This is a genomic window from Streptomyces sp. WAC06614 (assembly GCF_003949795.1).
In the GTDB taxonomy this organism is placed as follows: Bacteria; Actinomycetota; Actinomycetes; order Streptomycetales; family Streptomycetaceae; genus Streptomyces.
On record NZ_RPRY01000005.1, the window covers coordinates 1 to 16847 of the forward strand.

18 protein-coding genes and 1 pseudogene are annotated in these 16847 nt (G+C 73.6%); 14 read left to right on the forward strand and 5 right to left on the reverse strand.

The window, feature by feature from the left end:
- Both EF918_RS37880 and EF918_RS01235 read left to right on the forward strand, forming a co-directional pair.
- Nucleotides 1-103 (forward strand): annotated as a pseudogene (locus tag EF918_RS37880) (hemerythrin domain-containing protein); the annotation flags it as partial.
- Nucleotides 87-767 (forward strand): UdgX family uracil-DNA binding protein, encoded by a 681-nt coding sequence (locus EF918_RS01235; RefSeq protein ID WP_125639138.1) that lies wholly within the window; start codon nt 87-89, stop codon nt 765-767. The pseudogene EF918_RS37880 and the gene EF918_RS01235, both read left to right, overlap by 17 nt.
- Before the next feature lies 1 nt (nt 768).
- On the opposite strand, the gene EF918_RS01240 is transcribed toward EF918_RS01235, so the two are convergent.
- Nucleotides 769-1005 carry a hypothetical protein gene (locus tag EF918_RS01240; protein WP_125639140.1) on the reverse strand — a complete coding sequence of 79 codons (237 nt, stop codon included), beginning with the start codon at nt 1003-1005 and terminating at the stop codon, nt 769-771.
- A gap of 150 nt (nt 1006-1155) precedes the next feature.
- Between EF918_RS01240 and EF918_RS01245 the strand changes: the two genes are divergently transcribed.
- From EF918_RS01245 to EF918_RS01255, 3 genes are all read left to right on the forward strand, one after another.
- Nucleotides 1156-1575, forward strand: a complete 420-nt coding sequence (locus EF918_RS01245; protein WP_125639142.1) for a CBS domain-containing protein — start codon at nt 1156-1158, stop codon at nt 1573-1575.
- Nucleotides 1576-1901: 326 nt separating this feature from the next.
- On the forward strand, nt 1902-2336 hold the full coding sequence (locus tag EF918_RS01250) for a subtilase-type protease inhibitor (protein WP_260609686.1): 435 nt from the start codon (nt 1902-1904) through the stop codon (nt 2334-2336).
- A gap of 150 nt (nt 2337-2486) precedes the next feature.
- Nucleotides 2487-3461, forward strand: coding sequence for an SGNH/GDSL hydrolase family protein (locus EF918_RS01255; RefSeq protein WP_260609687.1), 975 nt, complete (start codon nt 2487-2489; stop codon nt 3459-3461).
- Here the strand turns inward: EF918_RS01255 and EF918_RS01260 are convergent.
- The gene (locus tag EF918_RS01260; protein ID WP_125639149.1) at nt 3404-3856 is read right to left on the reverse strand and encodes a hypothetical protein; all 453 of its coding nucleotides are present in this window, start codon (nt 3854-3856) and stop codon (nt 3404-3406) included. The genes EF918_RS01255 and EF918_RS01260 overlap by 58 nt on opposite strands.
- Nucleotides 3857-3982: 126 nt before the next feature.
- Between EF918_RS01260 and EF918_RS01265 the strand changes: the two genes are divergently transcribed.
- A complete protein-coding gene (locus EF918_RS01265) occupies nt 3983-4537 on the forward strand; it encodes a type 1 glutamine amidotransferase domain-containing protein (protein WP_125639151.1) in 555 nt (184 codons plus the stop codon).
- A gap of 35 nt (nt 4538-4572) precedes the next feature.
- Here EF918_RS01265 and EF918_RS01270 read toward each other — a convergent pair whose 3' ends face one another.
- Nucleotides 4573-5976: an FAD-dependent oxidoreductase gene (locus EF918_RS01270; protein WP_125639153.1), complete on the reverse strand. Its 1404-nt coding sequence runs from the start codon at nt 5974-5976 to the stop codon at nt 4573-4575.
- Between the two features lie 131 nt (nt 5977-6107).
- Between EF918_RS01270 and EF918_RS01275 the strand changes: the two genes are divergently transcribed.
- The 5 genes from EF918_RS01275 to EF918_RS01295 all read left to right on the forward strand — a co-directional run bounded on the left by EF918_RS01275 (nt 6108) and on the right by EF918_RS01295 (nt 11222).
- The gene (locus EF918_RS01275; RefSeq protein ID WP_221889679.1) at nt 6108-6683 is read left to right on the forward strand and encodes a DUF6328 family protein; all 576 of its coding nucleotides are present in this window, start codon (nt 6108-6110) and stop codon (nt 6681-6683) included.
- A gap of 88 nt (nt 6684-6771) precedes the next feature.
- Nucleotides 6772-7881 carry a glutamate--cysteine ligase gene (locus EF918_RS01280; RefSeq protein WP_125639156.1) on the forward strand — a complete coding sequence of 370 codons (1110 nt, stop codon included), beginning with the start codon at nt 6772-6774 and terminating at the stop codon, nt 7879-7881.
- 35 nt (nt 7882-7916) lie between these two features.
- A complete protein-coding gene (locus EF918_RS01285) occupies nt 7917-8291 on the forward strand; it encodes a DUF3040 domain-containing protein (protein ID WP_125639158.1) in 375 nt (124 codons plus the stop codon).
- 142 nt (nt 8292-8433) lie between these two features.
- Complete coding sequence (locus tag EF918_RS01290; RefSeq protein WP_125639160.1) at nt 8434-8790, forward strand: DUF805 domain-containing protein; 357 nt, start codon at nt 8434-8436, stop codon at nt 8788-8790.
- Between the two features lie 206 nt (nt 8791-8996).
- Entirely contained in the window at nt 8997-11222 is a 2226-nt protein-coding gene (locus EF918_RS01295) for an NADP-dependent isocitrate dehydrogenase (protein WP_125639162.1), read from the forward strand.
- A 100-nt stretch (nt 11223-11322) separates the two neighbouring features.
- Here the strand turns inward: EF918_RS01295 and EF918_RS01300 are convergent, their stop codons facing one another.
- Nucleotides 11323-11775 carry a hypothetical protein gene (locus EF918_RS01300; protein ID WP_125639164.1) on the reverse strand — a complete coding sequence of 151 codons (453 nt, stop codon included), beginning with the start codon at nt 11773-11775 and terminating at the stop codon, nt 11323-11325.
- 318 nt (nt 11776-12093) lie between these two features.
- Between EF918_RS01300 and EF918_RS01305 the strand changes: the two genes are divergently transcribed.
- Together EF918_RS01305 and EF918_RS01310 are read left to right on the forward strand one after the other, a co-directional pair.
- The gene (locus EF918_RS01305) at nt 12094-13689 is read left to right on the forward strand and encodes a glycoside hydrolase family 71 protein (protein ID WP_125639166.1); all 1596 of its coding nucleotides are present in this window, start codon (nt 12094-12096) and stop codon (nt 13687-13689) included.
- 196 nt (nt 13690-13885) lie between these two features.
- Nucleotides 13886-15154 (forward strand): aminotransferase class V-fold PLP-dependent enzyme, encoded by a 1269-nt coding sequence (locus EF918_RS01310; RefSeq protein ID WP_260609688.1) that lies wholly within the window; start codon nt 13886-13888, stop codon nt 15152-15154.
- A gap of 35 nt (nt 15155-15189) precedes the next feature.
- Here EF918_RS01310 and cobF read toward each other — a convergent pair whose 3' ends face one another.
- Nucleotides 15190-15942, reverse strand: a complete 753-nt coding sequence (gene cobF / locus EF918_RS01315) for a precorrin-6A synthase (deacetylating) (RefSeq protein ID WP_125639264.1) — start codon at nt 15940-15942, stop codon at nt 15190-15192.
- Nucleotides 15943-15972: 30 nt separating this feature from the next.
- On the opposite strand from cobF, the gene EF918_RS01320 reads away from it, so the two are divergent.
- Nucleotides 15973-16761, forward strand: coding sequence for a (Fe-S)-binding protein (locus EF918_RS01320; protein ID WP_125639168.1), 789 nt, complete (start codon nt 15973-15975; stop codon nt 16759-16761).
- Nucleotides 16762-16847: the final 86 nt, after the last annotated feature.

Genomic DNA, 16847 nt, shown 5'->3' on the forward strand with positions numbered 1-16847 from the left:
GGGTTCCCCCTCCACCCCTCCGGCGAACAAGCTCCTCGCCCCGGGGCTGGGCCTGGTGGACCGGGCGCGGGACTTCGTCACCGGCCGTGGCAAGGCAGCCTGAGCAGGCGATCGGCGCGGCGTCGCGGTACGACGCCGGGCCGTTCCTGCCGGTGCGCGGCGGTCTCGCCGCGCACCGGCGGGCGGCGGCCGGCTGCCGGGGCTGCCCGCTGTACGAGGGCACGACCGGCACGGTCTTCGGGGCCGGGGACGGTGCGGCCCGGCTGATGCTGATCGGGGAACAGCCGGGTGACCAGGAGGACCGCAAGGGCGAGCCGTTCGTCGGCCCGGCCGGTGGCCTCCTGCGGCGGGCCCTGGCCGAGGCGGGGCTGGACATGGACGGCGCCTACGTCACCAATGCCGTCAAGCACTTCAAGTACGTGTGGCAGCCGGCCGGTGGCGGCAAGCGCCGCATCCACAAGCCGCCGAGCCTGCGGGAACTGTCGGCGTGCCGGCCGTGGCTGACCGCCGAGCTGCGCCTGGTCGACCCGGAGCTGGTGGTCGCCCTCGGGGCGACGGCGGGCAAGGCCTTGTGGGGACCGGGCTTCCGGGTCGGCGAACGCCGCGGGATGCTGGTCCCGCTGCCGGACCTCGGGGACGGCCCGCTGCACGGCCAGGGGCTGGCCACGATCCACCCGTCGGCGGTCCTGCGGGGCACCGACCGCGAGGCCCTCTACCAGGGCCTGGTCGAGGACCTCCGGGCTGCGGGCCGGGCCCTGGAAGCGTGAGTCAGCGGTCGTCGCGCATCTCGTCGAGGTCCCCTTCGCGCAGGTCGCGCATCACGTCGCGCATCGTCGCGTCCTCCCGGCCGCGCTCGTGCGTGACCTCCTCCGGGCTGCGCGGGCGTCCGCCCGTCCGCATCCGGTCCGGTTCCGGTGAGCGTCCGCGGATCTGTTCCTCACGGCCCTTGCCCGGTGCCTGCCGCTTGTCGCCCATGCCGCCGTCCTGCTGCCTGTCACCGGCCATGACGGTTCACACTCCTTGCTCCTGCCCCTCCCGCTACCTGGCTGCTTACCGGTCAGAAGATGGATAAACCACCTGTTTCCGGGCCGTCGGTCCGGGCAGGCGCGCCCACGAGGGAAGGCACAACGGACGTGCGAGAGCGAGGCAGTACTGATGGCCCAGAAGATCCGAGAAATCATGACCGAGCGGCTGGTCACCACGGCGGCTCAGGTATCGGTGGCGGACGCCGCGCGCCGCATGCGCGACGACGACATCGGGGACGTCCTGGTCGTCGACGACGGGCACCTCAAGGGCGTCCTCACCGACCGCGACCTCGTCGTCCGCGTGATGGCCGAGGGCAAGCCGGCGGACGACACCACCGTCGCCGAGGTCTGCAGCGGCGATCCCGTCACCGTCTCGCCGGACGACGACATCGACAAGGCGGTCACGCTGATGCGTTCCCACGCGCTGCGCCGGCTCCCCGTCACCGACAAGGAGCGTCTGGTGGGCATCGTCTCGCTGGGCGACCTGGCCGTGGAGCGTGACGACACGTCCGCGCTGGCGGACATCAGCGGGGCCGCACCGAACAACTGACACCCCGTCGGGCCGGTGGGCACCGAGCGGATCCGGTCAAGCTGAGTGGACGTTGGGTGAACCAGGCCCGGCCGACAGCAGGTCAACGGGGGCGGCGAGGCAGGTCGCCGCCCCCGTTCACCCTGTGTCCGCGCCCGGCTACGGAGCGGGAGTGGGGCCGTGAGCTGCGCGAATGACCGGACAGCTATCCGACTATCGAACGCACTGTCCGTAAATCGGCGATGGATGTGCAACTGCACTGGGGATCAGGCAAAGTCACCGACGTCAGGGCGCGAGATCGTAAGCGTCAATCGGGTCCAGCCTTCGAATCGAAAGTGAGTGTAGTCGTGCGTCTCCGTCGCGTTGCTTCCGTTTCCGCCGCCTCCCTGCTCTGCCTGGCGGGTGCCGCCGGCGCCGCCGGTGTGGCCGAGGCCCGGCCCACGAGCCTCTACGCCCCCTCCGCGCTGGTCTTCACCGTGGCCAAGGGGGACGCCGCCACCGGCACCGTCGTCCGGGCGACCACGCTCAGCTGTGCGCCGTCCGCGCAGGGAACGCACCCCGACCCGCAGGCCGCGTGTGCGGCGCTGAACTCCACGGACGGCTCCTTCGACCGCCTGCTGTCCGCCCCCGACCCGAACCGTGCCTGTCCGATGATCTACGCCCCCGTCACGGTGACCATGGACGGTGTCTGGCAGGGCAGTCGCGTCTCCTGGAAGCACACCTTCGCCAACTCCTGCACCATGGCGGCGACGGTGAACGGCAACGCCGTCCTGTCGTTCTGAGTCGCGGCGGGGCCGTGCCGGAAGCCGAGGCTTCCGGCACGGCCCCTGTCCGTCGCTTGATCGTTTCTTTACCTACCGGCCGGTTGTACCCGGCGGTAACACGGTCGCATCCTGGCGTTTCCTACCGCCCCCAGCGCCTCAGGAGCCGCCGTGCCGACCTCCCGTGCCACCTCCCAGGCCGGCCCCCTCGCCCGCCTCGGGCTCGCCCTCGGCCTGGCGCTCGCCGCCTGCGCGGGCGCCCTCACCCCGGCCGCCGCCGCACCCGCCGCCGGGCACGGCGAGTACGGCGAATACGTCGCCCTGGGGGACTCGTACGCCGCGGGAGCCGGCGTCCCGGCCCAGTCGGCCGGGCTGTGCCTGCGCTCCGACCGCAACTACCCGAGCGTCGTCGCCGAGCGGCTGCGGCCCGCCGTCGTACGGGACGTGACCTGTGGCGCGGCCAAGCTCGCCCACCTCACCGAACCTCAGCGCTACCCCGTCCTCGGGCAGGTCAATGCCGCCCAGTTCGACGCGCTGACACCCGGTACCCGGCTCGTCACGATGACCCTGGGCGGCAACGACATGGGGGAGGGGCTGCTCGGCATGGGCGAGATCGTCGTCACCTGCGTGACGGTCGCCGTCGTCCATCCGTTCGGCTCGCCGTGCCGCTCCGCGTACGGCGACTCGCTCGACCGGCGCATCGAGGCGGCCGGGCCGCGGCTGGCCGCAGCGCTCCAGGAGATCCACCGGCGCTCCCCGCGGGCCCGGGTGGTCGTCACCGGGTATCCCGCGATCCTGCCCGAGAACCCGGGGGACTGCCTGTTCCGCCAGCCCGTCACCCGCTCCGACGCCGCCTACCTGCGCGACGTGATCAAGCGGCTCAATGCCGAGATCGCCGACCGGGCCCGCGCGAACGGTGCGACGTACGCCGACGTCCACACCCCCACCCTCGGGCACGACATCTGCCAGGCGCCCGCGCAGCGCTGGATCGAGGGCGTGCTGCCGCACCAGCCGGCGATGTCCGTGCATCCCAACGCGCGGGGCGAGCAGGTCATGGCGGAGGCCGTGCTGGCGTCCCTGCGCCGAGCTCAGGCCGGGGCCCCCGTGCCCGCCCGGCCGACGGGCCGGGCGACCGGCCGTTCGTGATGGGTCAGCCGGAAGCGGAAGGCCTCGTGGGCGAGCGGTTCGCCGGTGCCGTCGAGGAAGGTGCCGGTGACGGTGTACATGCCGTGCGTCTGCCGCCCGGCCGGGAGCTTCTCGGGCGGGAGCACCACCTCGTACGGGCCGCCGCTGCGGAAGCTCCCCAACGGTGTCGAGACCGCGGGGAAGGAACAGTCGCCGAACTCCCGCGCGTCCACGTAGACCAACCCGTCCACGTCCGCGGTGAGCCGGAAGGTGATGCTCACCGTGAACAGCGCGCCCTCGGGCAGGGCGAACGGCACATCCGAGAGGCCGCCGTCCAAGGGCACGGCCACCCTGCCGAAGCTCTCCGACTCAAGGTGCACGTCGAGCAGCTCGAACCGCACGTCCGTGTCCGTCATGTCACACGCCTACCCTGTCGGGGCCCTCCCGATACATAGAGACTGTCACGGTTTGGTGCGAATGGTCCAGGGCAGGCGCCTCTTCGGGGACCGGGTGGAGACGCAGTGCGAGAGGAGTGAGGGGCCATGCGCGTGGCGTTCCTCATGGCGCCCGAGGGCGTCGAACAGGTGGAACTGGAACAGCCCTGGAAGGCCGTCCTGGACGCGGGCTGGGAGCCCCGACTGGTGTCGACCGAGCCGGGCCGGATCCAGGCCTTCCACCACTTGGACCGCGGAGACACCTTCCCCGTGGACGACGTGGCCTCCGACACCCCGGCCGAGGACTTCGGAGCCCTGGTGCTGCCCGGTGGCGTGGCCAACCCCGACGCCCTGCGCACCGACCCGCGGGCCGTCGGCTTCGTACGGCACTTCTTCGGGGTCGACCGGCCGGTGGCGGCCATCTGCCACGCCCCCTGGACGCTGGTCGAGGCCGATGTGCTGCGCGGCCGCACCCTCACCTCCTGGCCCAGCCTGGCGACGGACATCCGCAACGCCGGCGGCACCTGGGTGGACGAGCCGGTGCACGTGTGCCGGGCGGCTCCGGGCACGCTGGTCACCAGCCGCAAGCCCGCCGACCTCGACGCGTTCTGCGGGGCGCTGCTGGAGGAGTTCGACCTCCACCTCCACGGCCACCGGGTCTGAGCCCGCCGTCACCCGGGCCGTACCCGGCGCGTACGTCACCCACCCGGCACGTCCAGCGGCCGGGTGGCCGGCCCCTGGAGCACCCGGCCGTCAGACGCCGCGAACCGGGAGCCGTGGCACGGGCACTCCCAGGTGTCCTCGGCCTCGTTGAAGCCCAGCTCACAGCCCATGTGCGTACACCGCGGCCCGGGGCCGAACCCGGCCGCGTAGTGCCGGGCCACCGAGACCTGCTCCCGGGCCACGTCCCCGACCTCCCGCAGCGGCAGCGTCCGGCGCGGGTCGAACAGCTCGGTCCACGCCGGCCGCGGCCGGCCGGTGACGTGCGCGGCCAGCAGCCGCCCGGCCATCACCCCGTGGCTCAGCCCCCAGCCGCCGTAGCCGGTGCCCAGGAACACGTGCTGGGTGTCCGGGTGCTCGTGGCCGACGTAGGGGAGGTGGTCCACGGAGTGCACGTCCTGCGCCGCCCACCGGTACGGCGGCCGGCCGCCGGGGAAGCCCGGCAGGTGCCCGTGCGCCCAGTCCGCCAGCCGCGCCCACCGCCCGGCGGCGTCGTCCGTGCCCGGTACGAACGACTCGCCCGTGACGATCAGCAGCCGGCGCCCGTCCCCGTACGGCGCCGAACGCACCGAGCGCACGCCCTCCTCCGGGGTCAGGTACATGCCCTCGGGCACCTCGTGCGCGGCGACCGGCGCGGCCACCACCAGCTCGCGCAGGACGGTCAGGCGGGCCATGAGCGAGGCGTGGCAGTCCAGCGGGTAGTGGGTGGCCAGGACGACGTCGCGGGCGTGGACGGTGCCGCCGCCCGCCAGGGTGAGCCGGCAGTCGGCCCGTTCCCGCAGGCCCGTGACCCGGGTGCCCTCGTGGACGGCCGCCCCGCGCCCGACCAGGTCATGGGCCAGGCCCAGCAGGAAGCGGCGCGGGTGGAACTGGAGCTGGTCCTCCACCCGGACCGCCCCGGCCACCGGGAACGGCAGGCCGGTCTCGGTCACGTACCGGGCGTCCAGCCCCGCCGTCCGAGCCGCCTCCGCCTCGGCGAGGAACTCCCCGGCCCGTTCCTCGTCCGAGGTCCAGGTGTAGGCGGGCAGGCGTTCCGCCTCGGCGTCGATGCCCAGCTCCCCGCACAGCGCGAGCACGTGCCGCAGCGCCTCCTCCTGCGACCGGGCGTACAGGGCCGCGGCCTCGGGGCCGTGCTCGGCGGTCAGCTGGGCGTAGCGCAGCCCGTGCAGCGCGGTCAGCTTGCCCGTGGTGTGCCCGGAGACCCCGCCGCCCACCTGCCCGGCCTCCAGGACCAGCACCTCCCGGCCCGCGAGGACCAGCTCCCGGGCCGCGCACAGCCCGGTGATCCCGGCTCCGACGACCACCACGTCGGCGGTGCGGTCCCCGTCGAGCGGCGGATGCGCGGGGGCGTCGGCGGTGCTGTCCATCCAGTACGAGCGCATGGCGAGGCTCCTCCGCTCCGTACGCGGTCCCCTCGAACAGCGTCCTCCACCCGCGCCCGGCCCGCCCGGCGGCCACCCCTTCGGCCGGGCGCGGGGTGCGTAGCCGGCGCCCTTACGGGAAGGTGCGGGGCATGTCCGACCAAGAGCGGGGCGCTCGCGCCCCTGAGCAGGACGGGCCCGGCCGGCAGCCGGGCACCCCCGGCCGGGAGCCGCAGGAAGGCTCCGGGCCGCCGACCGTGGACCCGGAGCGCGGCGAGTCCGAGGCGGAACGTGCCGACCGGAACTGGAACGAGCTGCTCCAGGAGCTGCGCGTCACCCAGACGGGCGTACAGATCCTCTTCGGTTTCCTGCTGACCGTGGCCTTCCAGCCGCGCTTCACCGAGCTGGACGCGCTGGACCGGGGCATCTACGTCGTCACGGTCCTGCTGGGCGCGGCCACCACCGGCGTCCTGGTCGGGCCGGTCGCCTTCCATCGGCTGTTCTTCCGGCGCAGACTGAAGCCGGAGGCCGTGACCTGGGCCTCCCGGCTGACGATCCTGGGCCTGGCGCTGCTGTTCCTGACCACGGTCTCGGCCATGCTGCTGATCATGCGGGTGGCGCTGCGCAGCCCGCTGGCACTGTGGCTCGTGGCGGGGATGGCCGTCTGGTTCGCGGTCTGCTGGTTCGCGGTCCCGCTGTGGGCGCGCCGGCACACGACCCCCAGGTGAGCCGTGCCGCCGGCCCGATCCCGACCGGCCCGGCGCGCATCGGACCTCCGCAGCCGGGTACACGCCGCGCACAGGGCGAGGAGGTCCGATGAGACTGCTGACCATGGGGGTGGAGGAGGAGTTCCTGCTGGTCGAGGCCGACGGGGACGCGGCCTCCGCGCCCGCCGGCCGGGCACCGCAGGTCATCGCCGCGGCGGCCGCCGAACTCGGCCCGCTGGTGCAGGCCGAGTTCTTCACCGCCCAGGTGGAGGTCTGCACCGAGCCCGTGGCCGACCTCGCCACCCTGCGGGCCGATCTGGCCCGGCTGCGCCGGGTCACCGCGCAGGCCGCCGCCGCGGCGGACTGCCGCATCATGGCCACCGGCACCCCCGTGGTGCCGCCCGCACGCCCGCTCACCATCACCGACTGCGCGCGCTACCGCGAGATGGCGACCCGGTTCGCGCCGCTCGTCGACGGCTACCACGGCCTGGTCTGCGGCACGCACGTCCACATCGGCACCCTCACCCGGTGCGAGGCCCTGTCCCTGGCCGCCCACATGCGGCCGTGGCTGCCGGTGATCCAGTCGCTCACCGGCAACTCGCCCTTCGCGCAAGGCGCGGACACCGGTTTCGAGAGCTGGCGGTCGGTGGAGTTCGCCCGCTGGCCGACCGTCGGACCCACCCCGGTGCTGTGCGAGCCCGAGTACGAACACGTCGTCAGCGGTCTGGTGCGCGACCGGGTCCTGCTGGACCGCAAGATGATCTACTGGTACGCCCGTCCCTCGGAGCACGTGCCCACCCTGGAGGTCCGGGTCGCGGACGCCAACGCCGACCTCGACACCGTGGTGCTGCTCGCCGCGTTGGTCCGCGGACTGTCCGGCGTCCTGCTCGCCGACGTCGAACAGGGCGTACCGACACCGGTGGTGACGGACCGGCAGCTGCGCGCGGCGCATCGCTGCGCCGCCGCGCACGGACTGACCGGGACCGGGCTGGACCCCGTCGACGGCCAGGAGCAGCCCGCCGTACGGCTGGTGGACCGGCTGGTCGAGCGGGCCGCGCCGGCCCTGGAGGCCACCGGCGACCTGGAGCTCGTCCAGGACCTGCTGCGACGGCTGCACAAGGAAGGCAGCGGGGCCGCCCGGCAGCGTGCGGCCTACCAGCGCCGTGGCTCGCTCGGCGACGTGGTGGACACCCTGGTGGCGGCCACCGCCGCCGCGTGAACGGACCCGGCGGCCGGCACCGACCAGGGGAGTGGATGACGATGGAAGGCCGGGAACTCTCCCCGCGGGAGCGGCAGATCCTCGGAGAGATCGAGCGGACCCTGGAGACGGACGGGCTCCTGGCCCGCCGGCTGAGCACCATGCGCCGCGGCGCGCGGCCGTGGACCGGGCCCTCGGCCGTCGTGGCCGCCGTGCGCGCGCACCGGCTGGCCTGGGCCGCATGGCTCGCCGGGCTGGCCTCGCTCGTCCTGTTCGTACCCGCGGCGGCCACCTCCTCGCCCCCGCTGATCTGGGGCTTCGCCGCCGCCTGGGTGCTGACCCTGGTGTGCGTGCTCCGGCTGGTGTGGCAGTCCTGCCGGCGCCGCGCGGGACGGAACGCAGCCCCGGACTCCTCGGGTCCGTTCGAGTGATCCCGGTTGCTCCCGGAACCGGATGAACGTCGGCCTTCGCATGTGTTGCGAAGTGGCTTGACCGCCACATAAGCGGGGCATAAGTTCTGCCTCGGCTTGCTCCGCCTGGACGGGCCGACGAACCGTCCACTTGGGGGGACACATGAACCAGTACCTCGACGTTCTCAAGAAGTACGCGGTGTTCAGCGGGCGCGCCCGCCGCCAGGAATTCTGGCTCTTCGTGCTGTTCAGCATCCTCGTCAGCATCGTTCTGGCGGTCCTCGACGCCGTCCTCGGCACCAACGGCATCCTGGGCGCGATCTACTCCCTCGCCATCGTGATCCCCTCGCTGGCCGTCGGTGCCCGCCGGCTGCACGACACAGGCCGCTCCGGCTGGTGGCAGCTGATCGCCATCGTGCCGCTCATCGGCACCATCGTGCTGATCGTCTTCTGGGCCACCGAGGGCGAGCCGAACCCGAACAAGTACGGCCCGAACCCGAAGTACGCTCCGGCCGCCTGAGCCGCCCGGACCCCGAGCGCCGTCGCCGGCACCCCGCCGGCGGCGGCGCTCCGCCGTTCCCGGGCCCGCGCCCGGGGCCGTGGTGAGAGATGTCTCTCGTAGATCCTGCCGAAGCGGTGGCCGGGGGACTGTCGGAGCAGCCGCGAACACGAGATATCTTGATGTCGAGCAATGTTGCAGACGTGGAGAGCGGAGCGGAGCACCCGGTGACTGACTCGACCATCATCTATACGCACACTGACGAGGCCCCGGCCCTGGCGACCTACTCGTTCCTGCCCGTCGTCCAGGCGTACGCCTCGACGGCCGGCGTGGGCGTGGAGACCCGGGACATCTCGCTGGCCGGCCGCATCATCGCCAGCTTCCCCGAGCACCTGGAGGCCGGGCAGCGTATCGATGACGCCCTCGCCGAGCTGGGCGAGCTGGCCAAGACCCCCAGCGCCAACATCATCAAGCTGCCGAACATCTCGGCGTCCATCCCGCAGCTCAAGGCCGCCGTCGCCGAGCTCCAGGGCCAGGGCTACGCGCTGCCGGACTACCCGGACGACCCGAAGACCGACGAGGAGCGCGAGATCCGCGCCCGCTACGACAAGGTCAAGGGCTCCGCGGTCAACCCGGTCCTGCGCGAGGGCAACTCCGACCGCCGCGCCCCCGGCGCCGTCAAGAACTACGCCAAGACCCACCCGCACCGCATGGGCGCCTGGTCCCCCGAGTCCAAGACCAACGTGGCGACCATGGGCGAGAACGACTTCCGGTCCACCGAGAAGTCCGCCACCGTCGCCGAGGCCGGCACCCTGCGCATCGAGCACGTCGCCGCCGACGGCGCCGTCACCGTGCTGCGCGAGTCCGTCCCGGTCCTGGCCGGCGAGGTCGTCGACGCCTCCGTGATGCGCGTCGCCGCCCTGCGCACCTTCCTCTCCGAGCAGGTCGCCCGCGCCAAGGCCGAGGACGTGCTGTTCTCGGTGCACCTCAAGGCCACGATGATGAAGGTCTCCGACCCGATCGTCTTCGGTCACGCCGTGCGCGCCTTCTTCCCGAACACCTTCGCCAAGTACGGCGAGGTGCTCGTCGCCGCCGGCCTCTCCCCGAACGACGGCCTCGGCACCGTCCTGGGCGGCCTGGACGCCATCCCGCACGGCCTGGGCGCCGAGATCAAGGCCTCCTTCGACGCCGAGCTCGCCGAGGGCCCGGCCCTGGCGATGGTCGACTCGGACAAGGGCATCACCAACCTGCACGTCCCGTCCGACGTCATCGTCGACGCCTCCATGCCGGCCATGATCCGCACCTCCGGCCACATGTGGGGTCCGGACGGCCAGGAGGCCGACACCCTCGCCGTCCTCCCGGACAGCAGCTACTCGGGCGTCTACCAGGCCGTCATCGACGACTGCCGCGCCCACGGCGCCTTCGACCCGGCCACCATGGGCTCCGTCCCGAACGTCGGCCTGATGGCGCAGAAGGCCGAGGAGTACGGCTCCCACGACAAGACCTTCGAGATCGCCGCGGCCGGCACCGTCCGCCTCGTCGACGCCGCCGGCACCGTCGTGCTGGAGCAGGAGGTGTCCGAGGGCGACATCTTCCGCGCCTGCCAGACCAAGGACGCCCCGATCCAGGACTGGGTCAAGCTGGCCGTCACCCGTGCCCGCGCCACCGGCGCCCCGGCCGTCTTCTGGCTCGACGAGACCCGCGCCCACGACGCGCAGCTGATCGCCAAGGTCAACACCTACCTCGCCGACCACGACACCGAGGGCCTGACCCTCAAGATCCTGTCCCCGGTCGAGGCCACGAAGTTCTCCCTGGAGCGCATCCGCCGCGGCGAGGACACCATCTCGGTCACCGGCAACGTCCTGCGCGACTACCTGACCGACCTCTTCCCGATCCTGGAGCTGGGCACCAGCGCCAAGATGCTGTCGATCGTCCCGCTGATGGCGGGCGGCGGCCTGTTCGAGACGGGTGCCGGCGGCTCCGCCCCGAAGCACGTCCAGCAGCTGGTCAAGGAGAACTACCTGCGCTGGGACAGCCTCGGCGAGTTCTTCGCCCTGGCCGCCAGCTTCGAGCACCTCGCCACCACCACGGGCAACGCCCGCGCCCAGGTGCTGGCCGACACCCTCGACCGCGCCACCGGCACCTTCCTCAACGAGGACAAGTCGCCGACCCGTCGCGTCGGCGGCATCGACAACCGCGGCAGCCACTTCTACCTCGCCCTGTACTGGGCCCAGGAGCTGGCCAAGCAGACCGACGACGCCGAGCTGGCCACCGCGTTCGCCCCGCTCGCCAAGACGCTCGGCGAGCAGGAGCAGACGATCGTCGACGAGCTGATCGCCGTCCAGGGCAAGCCGGCCGACATCGGCGGCTACTACCAGCCCGACCCGGCCAAGGCCGCGGCCGTCATGCGCCCGTCCGCGACCTTCAACAACGCCCTGTCCCTCCTGGGCTGAGCCGCACCGCGCGTCCCCGCCCCGGCCGGCAGCACCGCTGCCCGGCCGGGGCGGTCGCGTGTCCGGGGCGCCGGGGCTACGGCATTCCGGCGCCGCGGTGTCAGAGCCGGTGGATCCGTTCCTGCTCCAGGCCCAGCGCGGTCCGGCCCGCGGCCAGGATCCGCAGGCCCGGCGCCACGCCCAGCAGCGTCCGCAGCCAGCGGCGCGCGCCCGCGTCGAGCTGGTCGCTGCCGTCGAGGACGAGCAGCAGGTCCCGTTCGGCCAGCCAGGACGCGGCGTTGGCCGTGCCGCACGGCAGGTACGCCAGGCCCGGCACACAGCCCAGCCCGTCGACCAGGTCCCGTACCCCGGAGGGCCGTTCGAGACAGACCAGGGCCACCCCGTCGTAGAAGTTGGACGACAGCCGCCGGGCGATCTCCCGCACCAGCAGACTGCGCGGCTCCCGGAACCGCCCGGTCACCGTCAGTACCCGGCCCCGCCGCACCGCCGTGAGCAGCCGCGACAGCTCGTCCGAGGTCGCCGGCAGGACACGGGAGGGTGGAGCCCCTGACATCACCATCGACACGATGCCCCCCACTGCATGCGTGACGCCGTTGCGGCCACAAGGGATGTTTCGCGCCGCACCAGATGATTATCCGCCAGACCCGGTCCAAGGCCAGGGGCTGAACGGATTCACCGTCAGATGTCGTGCGGGAGCGGTCCTCCGGCCACCCCGGGACCGGTCCGGGGCCTGCGTCCGACGTAGACGCGGTCGCCCGGGTGACGTACGTGCCCCGGCCGGGATCCCGGGGAACGGTTGTCCGGCCCGCGGCCGTCCGCTCTACTGCTGTGCAGTCCGGAACGCGGGCATATGCAGGGAGGGCGGACCACGATGAGCGAGCCGCGGCGCAGCCGGTCCGGGTCCCACCGGCGCCGGAGGGGGTTCGGGATCGTCGGACCGCTGCTGGCCTTCCTCGTCTCCGCCTTCCTCCTCGTCGGGGTCTGCGCCGCCACCGGCATCGCCTGGGACCGGTTCCCCACCACCCGGCCTCCGGCGGCCGGCGAGGGCCGGGGGACCGTGGCCGTCGGCGACGGACCGGCCGCGGCCGGCCCCGGCGACGAACTCCCGGGCCGGGCCCTGCCGTTCGACCTCCCCGGCACCGCCACCCTGCGCGCCGGCCCGAAGTTGGTGTTCGCCCACTACTTCACCCCGTACCCGCTCTCCCTCGACAACGCCGACCCGGCCACCGACTACTACGCCCGCAACTACCTCGACCCCGCGGGCGAGAACGGCCGGCACCAGGCCTACGGCGGCCTGCTGCGCGACCGCCCGCTGCCCGTCCCCCCGCGGCCCGGCGACTGGGAGCTGGCCAACCTCCAGCAGGAGGTGCGCACCGCCCGCGCGGCCGGCCTCGACGGCTTCACCCTCGACCTGCTGGCGCTGTCCGGCCCGCACCGCGACCGGGCCGAGCTGATGATGCGGGCGGCCCGTTCGGTCGACCCGCAGTTCAAGGTCATGCTGATGCCGGACATGACGGCCCTGCGCACCGACGACCCCGGCGTCCTCGCCGACGCCGTCGCGGCGCTCGGCGCGCAGCCGTCCGCGCACCGCCTCGCCGACGGGCGGCTGGTGGTCTCCCCGTTCAAGGCGGAGGAGAAGGACGTCGCCTGGTGGACCCGTTTCCTCGACGCCCTGCGCACCCGGCACGGCATCCGCACCGCCCTCGTCCCGCTGTTCCTGGACCTCGACGACGCCCGGGCCGCGGCCTTCGCGCCGATCAGCCACGGCTTCTCGGAGTGGGGCAGCCGCAGTTACGTCGGCCAGGAGGGCTCCGCCCGCGACGTCCGCCGGGCCCATGGCGCGGGCAAGATCTGGATGCAGCCGGTCTCCGTCCAGGACACCCGCCCCCTCCAGGGCGTCTACGACGAGGCGGGCAACACCGCGACCCTGCGCACCACCTGGACCCGGGCCATCGAGGACGAGGCCGACTGGGTCCAGCTGACCACGTGGAACGACTACGCGGAGGGCAGCCACTTCGCCCCCTCGGTGCACCACGGCCATGCCTACCTGGACATCAGCGCGTACTACCTGACCCGGTTCAAGACCGGCAGCTGGCCCAGGATCGTCCGGGACGTGCTGTACCTGACCGCGCGCACCCAGTTCGCCGCGGCCGCCCCGACCGGCGGCCAGAGCGTGCTGATGGCCCTGCGGCCGGGCAGCGCGCCGGCCCGGGACACGGTGGAGGTGCTCAGCTTCCTCACCGCCCCCGCGAGCGTACGGACGACCGTCGGCACGGCCGCGCACACGTACGAGGCTCCGGTCGGCCCGCACACCACGCTCCTGCCCCTCCGCCCGGGCACCGGCACGGCCGAGGCCCTCCGCGAGGGCCGCAGCGTGGCCACGGTGGAACTGCCGTACCCGGTACGGCAGCAGCCGACGGTCCAGGATCTCCAGTACCAGGCGGCGACCAGCGGTCGCAGACCCTGACGGCCGGGGCCGCGGCCGGGGCGGGGCGGTCCTGGCGTGGCTGCGCCCGCGGCCAGGCCGGTGGCGTACCCGGCCGGCTGCCTCTCGGCGGGCTACCGCCCGAGGGCGGTGGCGGGGGATGATCCCGGCGGGAGATCCCCGTCGTACCGCCCCTCCCGCCGTACCCGTGTTCCGTACCCCGTGACCCGGAGGTCCCGTGACCGCGTTCGCACCGAAGGACCCGACCGACCCTGCCGGCCTGACCGATCCGGCCGGCCTGACCGATCCGACCGGCCTGACCGATCCGGCCGGCCCGACCGATCCGACCGACCCGCCCTCGGCGCCGTCCGCGGTCGCCGGGCGGCCCGGCGAGTTCCCCGGTGGCCGCGCCCTGTTCCGCCTGGACCCGGACATCGCGCACCTCAACCACGGCTCGTTCGGCGCCGTGCCCCTCCCCGTGCAGGAGGCCCAGGCGGCGCTGCTCGCCGAGCTGCACGCCGACCCGGACACCTTCTTCGTCGGTGTCCCCGAGCGGATCGAGGCGGCCCGGGAGCGCGTGGCCGCGCACCTCGGCACCGACCCGGCCGGCCTCGCCTTCGTCTCCAACGCCACCGAGGCCGCCAACCTCGCCCTCGACGCGCTGTCGCTCACCGAGGACGACGAGGTCCTCGTCACCGACCACGGCTACGGCACGGTCGTCGCCGCGGCCGCCCGCCGCGCCCGGATCACCACCGTCCCCCTGGACCCGGCACTGCCCGACGAGGACGCCGTCCGCGAGGCCGTGCTCGCCGGCCTCACCCCGCGCACCAAGGTGGCCCTGCTCGACCACATCAGCTCGCCCACCGCCCGCGTCATCGCCTCGCCCCGGCTGCTGGCCGACCTCGCCGCCCGCGGCATCACCACCGTGGTCGACGGGGCCCACGCCCCTGGCATGCTGGCCGACCCGCTGGCCGGGCGGCCCGACATCTGGTTCGGGAACCTGCACAAGTGGGGCTGGGCCCCCTCCGGGACCGCCGTCATCGCCGTCGCGGAGCCGTACCGCGCGCGGATCCGGCCGCTGGTGCCCTCCTGGGAGGACCACCACGGCTTCCCGCGCTCGGTCGAGAACCGCGCCACCGTCGACTACACCGGCTGGCTGGCCGCCCCCGAGGGACTCGACCTGCTGGCCCGGCTCGACGCCACCAAGGTCCGCTCCCACAACAGCGCCCTGGCCGGGTACGCCGCCGCCCTGCTGGCCGACGTACCCGGGCTGCGCCCGCTGCCGTCCACGCCCGGGCTCGCCATGCGGTCCCTGCGGCTGCCGCCGGGCACGGCCGAGGACGCGCAGGCCGCGCGCGACCTCCGCGAGGACATCGCGGCCCGGCACCGCATCCGGGTGCTGGTCTGGGGCTGGCCCGGGGGCGGCGGCATCCGGGTCTGCGGGCAGGTCTACAACCGCGCCGAGGACTACGAACGCCTGGCCGCGGCCCTGCGGACGTACCTCTAGGCCGTCCGGGCCGCCGCCCCGGCGGACCGGACCGGTCAGTTCCGGCGGAGCAGATAGGTGTCCATGATCCAGCCCTTGCGGGCCCGGGCCTCGCTGCGCACCTGCTCGATCCGGTCGGAGACCTCCGCCAGCTTGCCCTCGACCAGGATCTCGTCGGGCGTGCCCACGTACGCGCCCCAGTAGATGTGGAGGTCCTGGTCGAGGTGGCGGGTGAAGGCGTGCCGGGCGTCCAGCATCACCACCACGTCGTCCACGTCCTGCGGCCAGCCCTCGGCGAGCCGGCGCCCGGTGGTGATCTGGACCGGACGGCCCACCCGGTTCAGGGTGGTCCGGTGCCGGGCCAGCAGCGCCGAGATGCTGCTGATGCCCGGGACCACCTCGTGCTCGAACGCCACCCGGCCGCGCTCGCGCACCTCGTCGAGGATCGCGAGCGTGGAGTCGTACAGGGACGGGTCGCCCCACACCAGGAACGCGCCGGTCTCGCCGTCGGCGAGGTCCTCCGCGATGAACCGCTCGAAGATCGCGGCCCGGGCGCTGCGCCAGCCGTCGACGGTCGGGGCGTACTCGGCGGGATCACGGTCACGGTCCGGGTCGCGGCCCTCCACCAGCCGATGGCCCGGCCGGGCGTGCGCGTCGAGCATGGCGCGCCGCAGCCCGGTCAGGTCCGCCTTCTCCTCGCCCTTCTCCAGGATGAGGAACGCGTCCGCCGCGCCGATCGCCCTGACCGCCTGCAGGGTGAGGTGGTCCGGGTCGCCCGCGCCTATGCCGATCACTGAGAACTTCTTCACGCCACTAGTCACGCCGCTATTCTGCCCGTCATGCGAGTGGCCCTGTTCGTCACCTGCGTCAACGACGCGCTGTACCCGTCCACCGGGGTCGCGGTGGTCCGGCTGCTGGAGCGGCTCGGCGTGGAGGTGGACTTCCCGGCCGCCCAGACCTGCTGCGGCCAGCCGCAGTACAACACCGGCTACCGGTACGAGACCGAGCCGCTGCTGCGCCGCACCGCGGCCGCCTTCGCCGGGTACCCGTACGTGGTCACCCCGTCCGGGTCCTGCGCGGCGATGCTGCGCGAGCACTACCCGCGGATCGGGCGCCGCGCGGCGGCGGAAGGACGGGGGAACGACCTGGCGGAGCTCGCCGAGCAACTCGCGCCCCGCGTGTACGAGCTGACCGAGTTCCTGGTGGACGTACTCGGGGTGACCGACGTCGGCGCCTACTTCCCGCACACCGTCACCTATCACCCCTCCTGTCACGGTCTGCGCTCCCTGCGGCTGGGCGACCGGCCGCGCCGGCTGCTCGCCGCGGTCAGGGGCCTGGAGCTGGTCGAACTGCCCGGCGCCGAGGAATGCTGCGGATTCGGCGGGACCTTCGCCGTGAAGAACCCCGACGTCTCGGCCGCGATGGGCGCCGACAAGCTCCGCCACGCCCGGGCCACGGGCGCTGCCGTCCTGTGCGGCGCCGACAACTCCTGCCTGACCCACCTCGACGGCATGCTCCGCCGTCAGGACCCCCACGTGCACACCCCGGGTACCCTGCGCCCCCTGCGCACGCTGCACATCGCCGAGATCCTGGCGGCCACGGACGAGGAGGAGGCCCCGGCACGATGACGAGCACCCCCTCTCCGCAGACGCCACCGACGCGGCGGACGCCACCGACTCGGCGGGCTCGGCCGGCTCCGCCGGCCCCGCCGTTC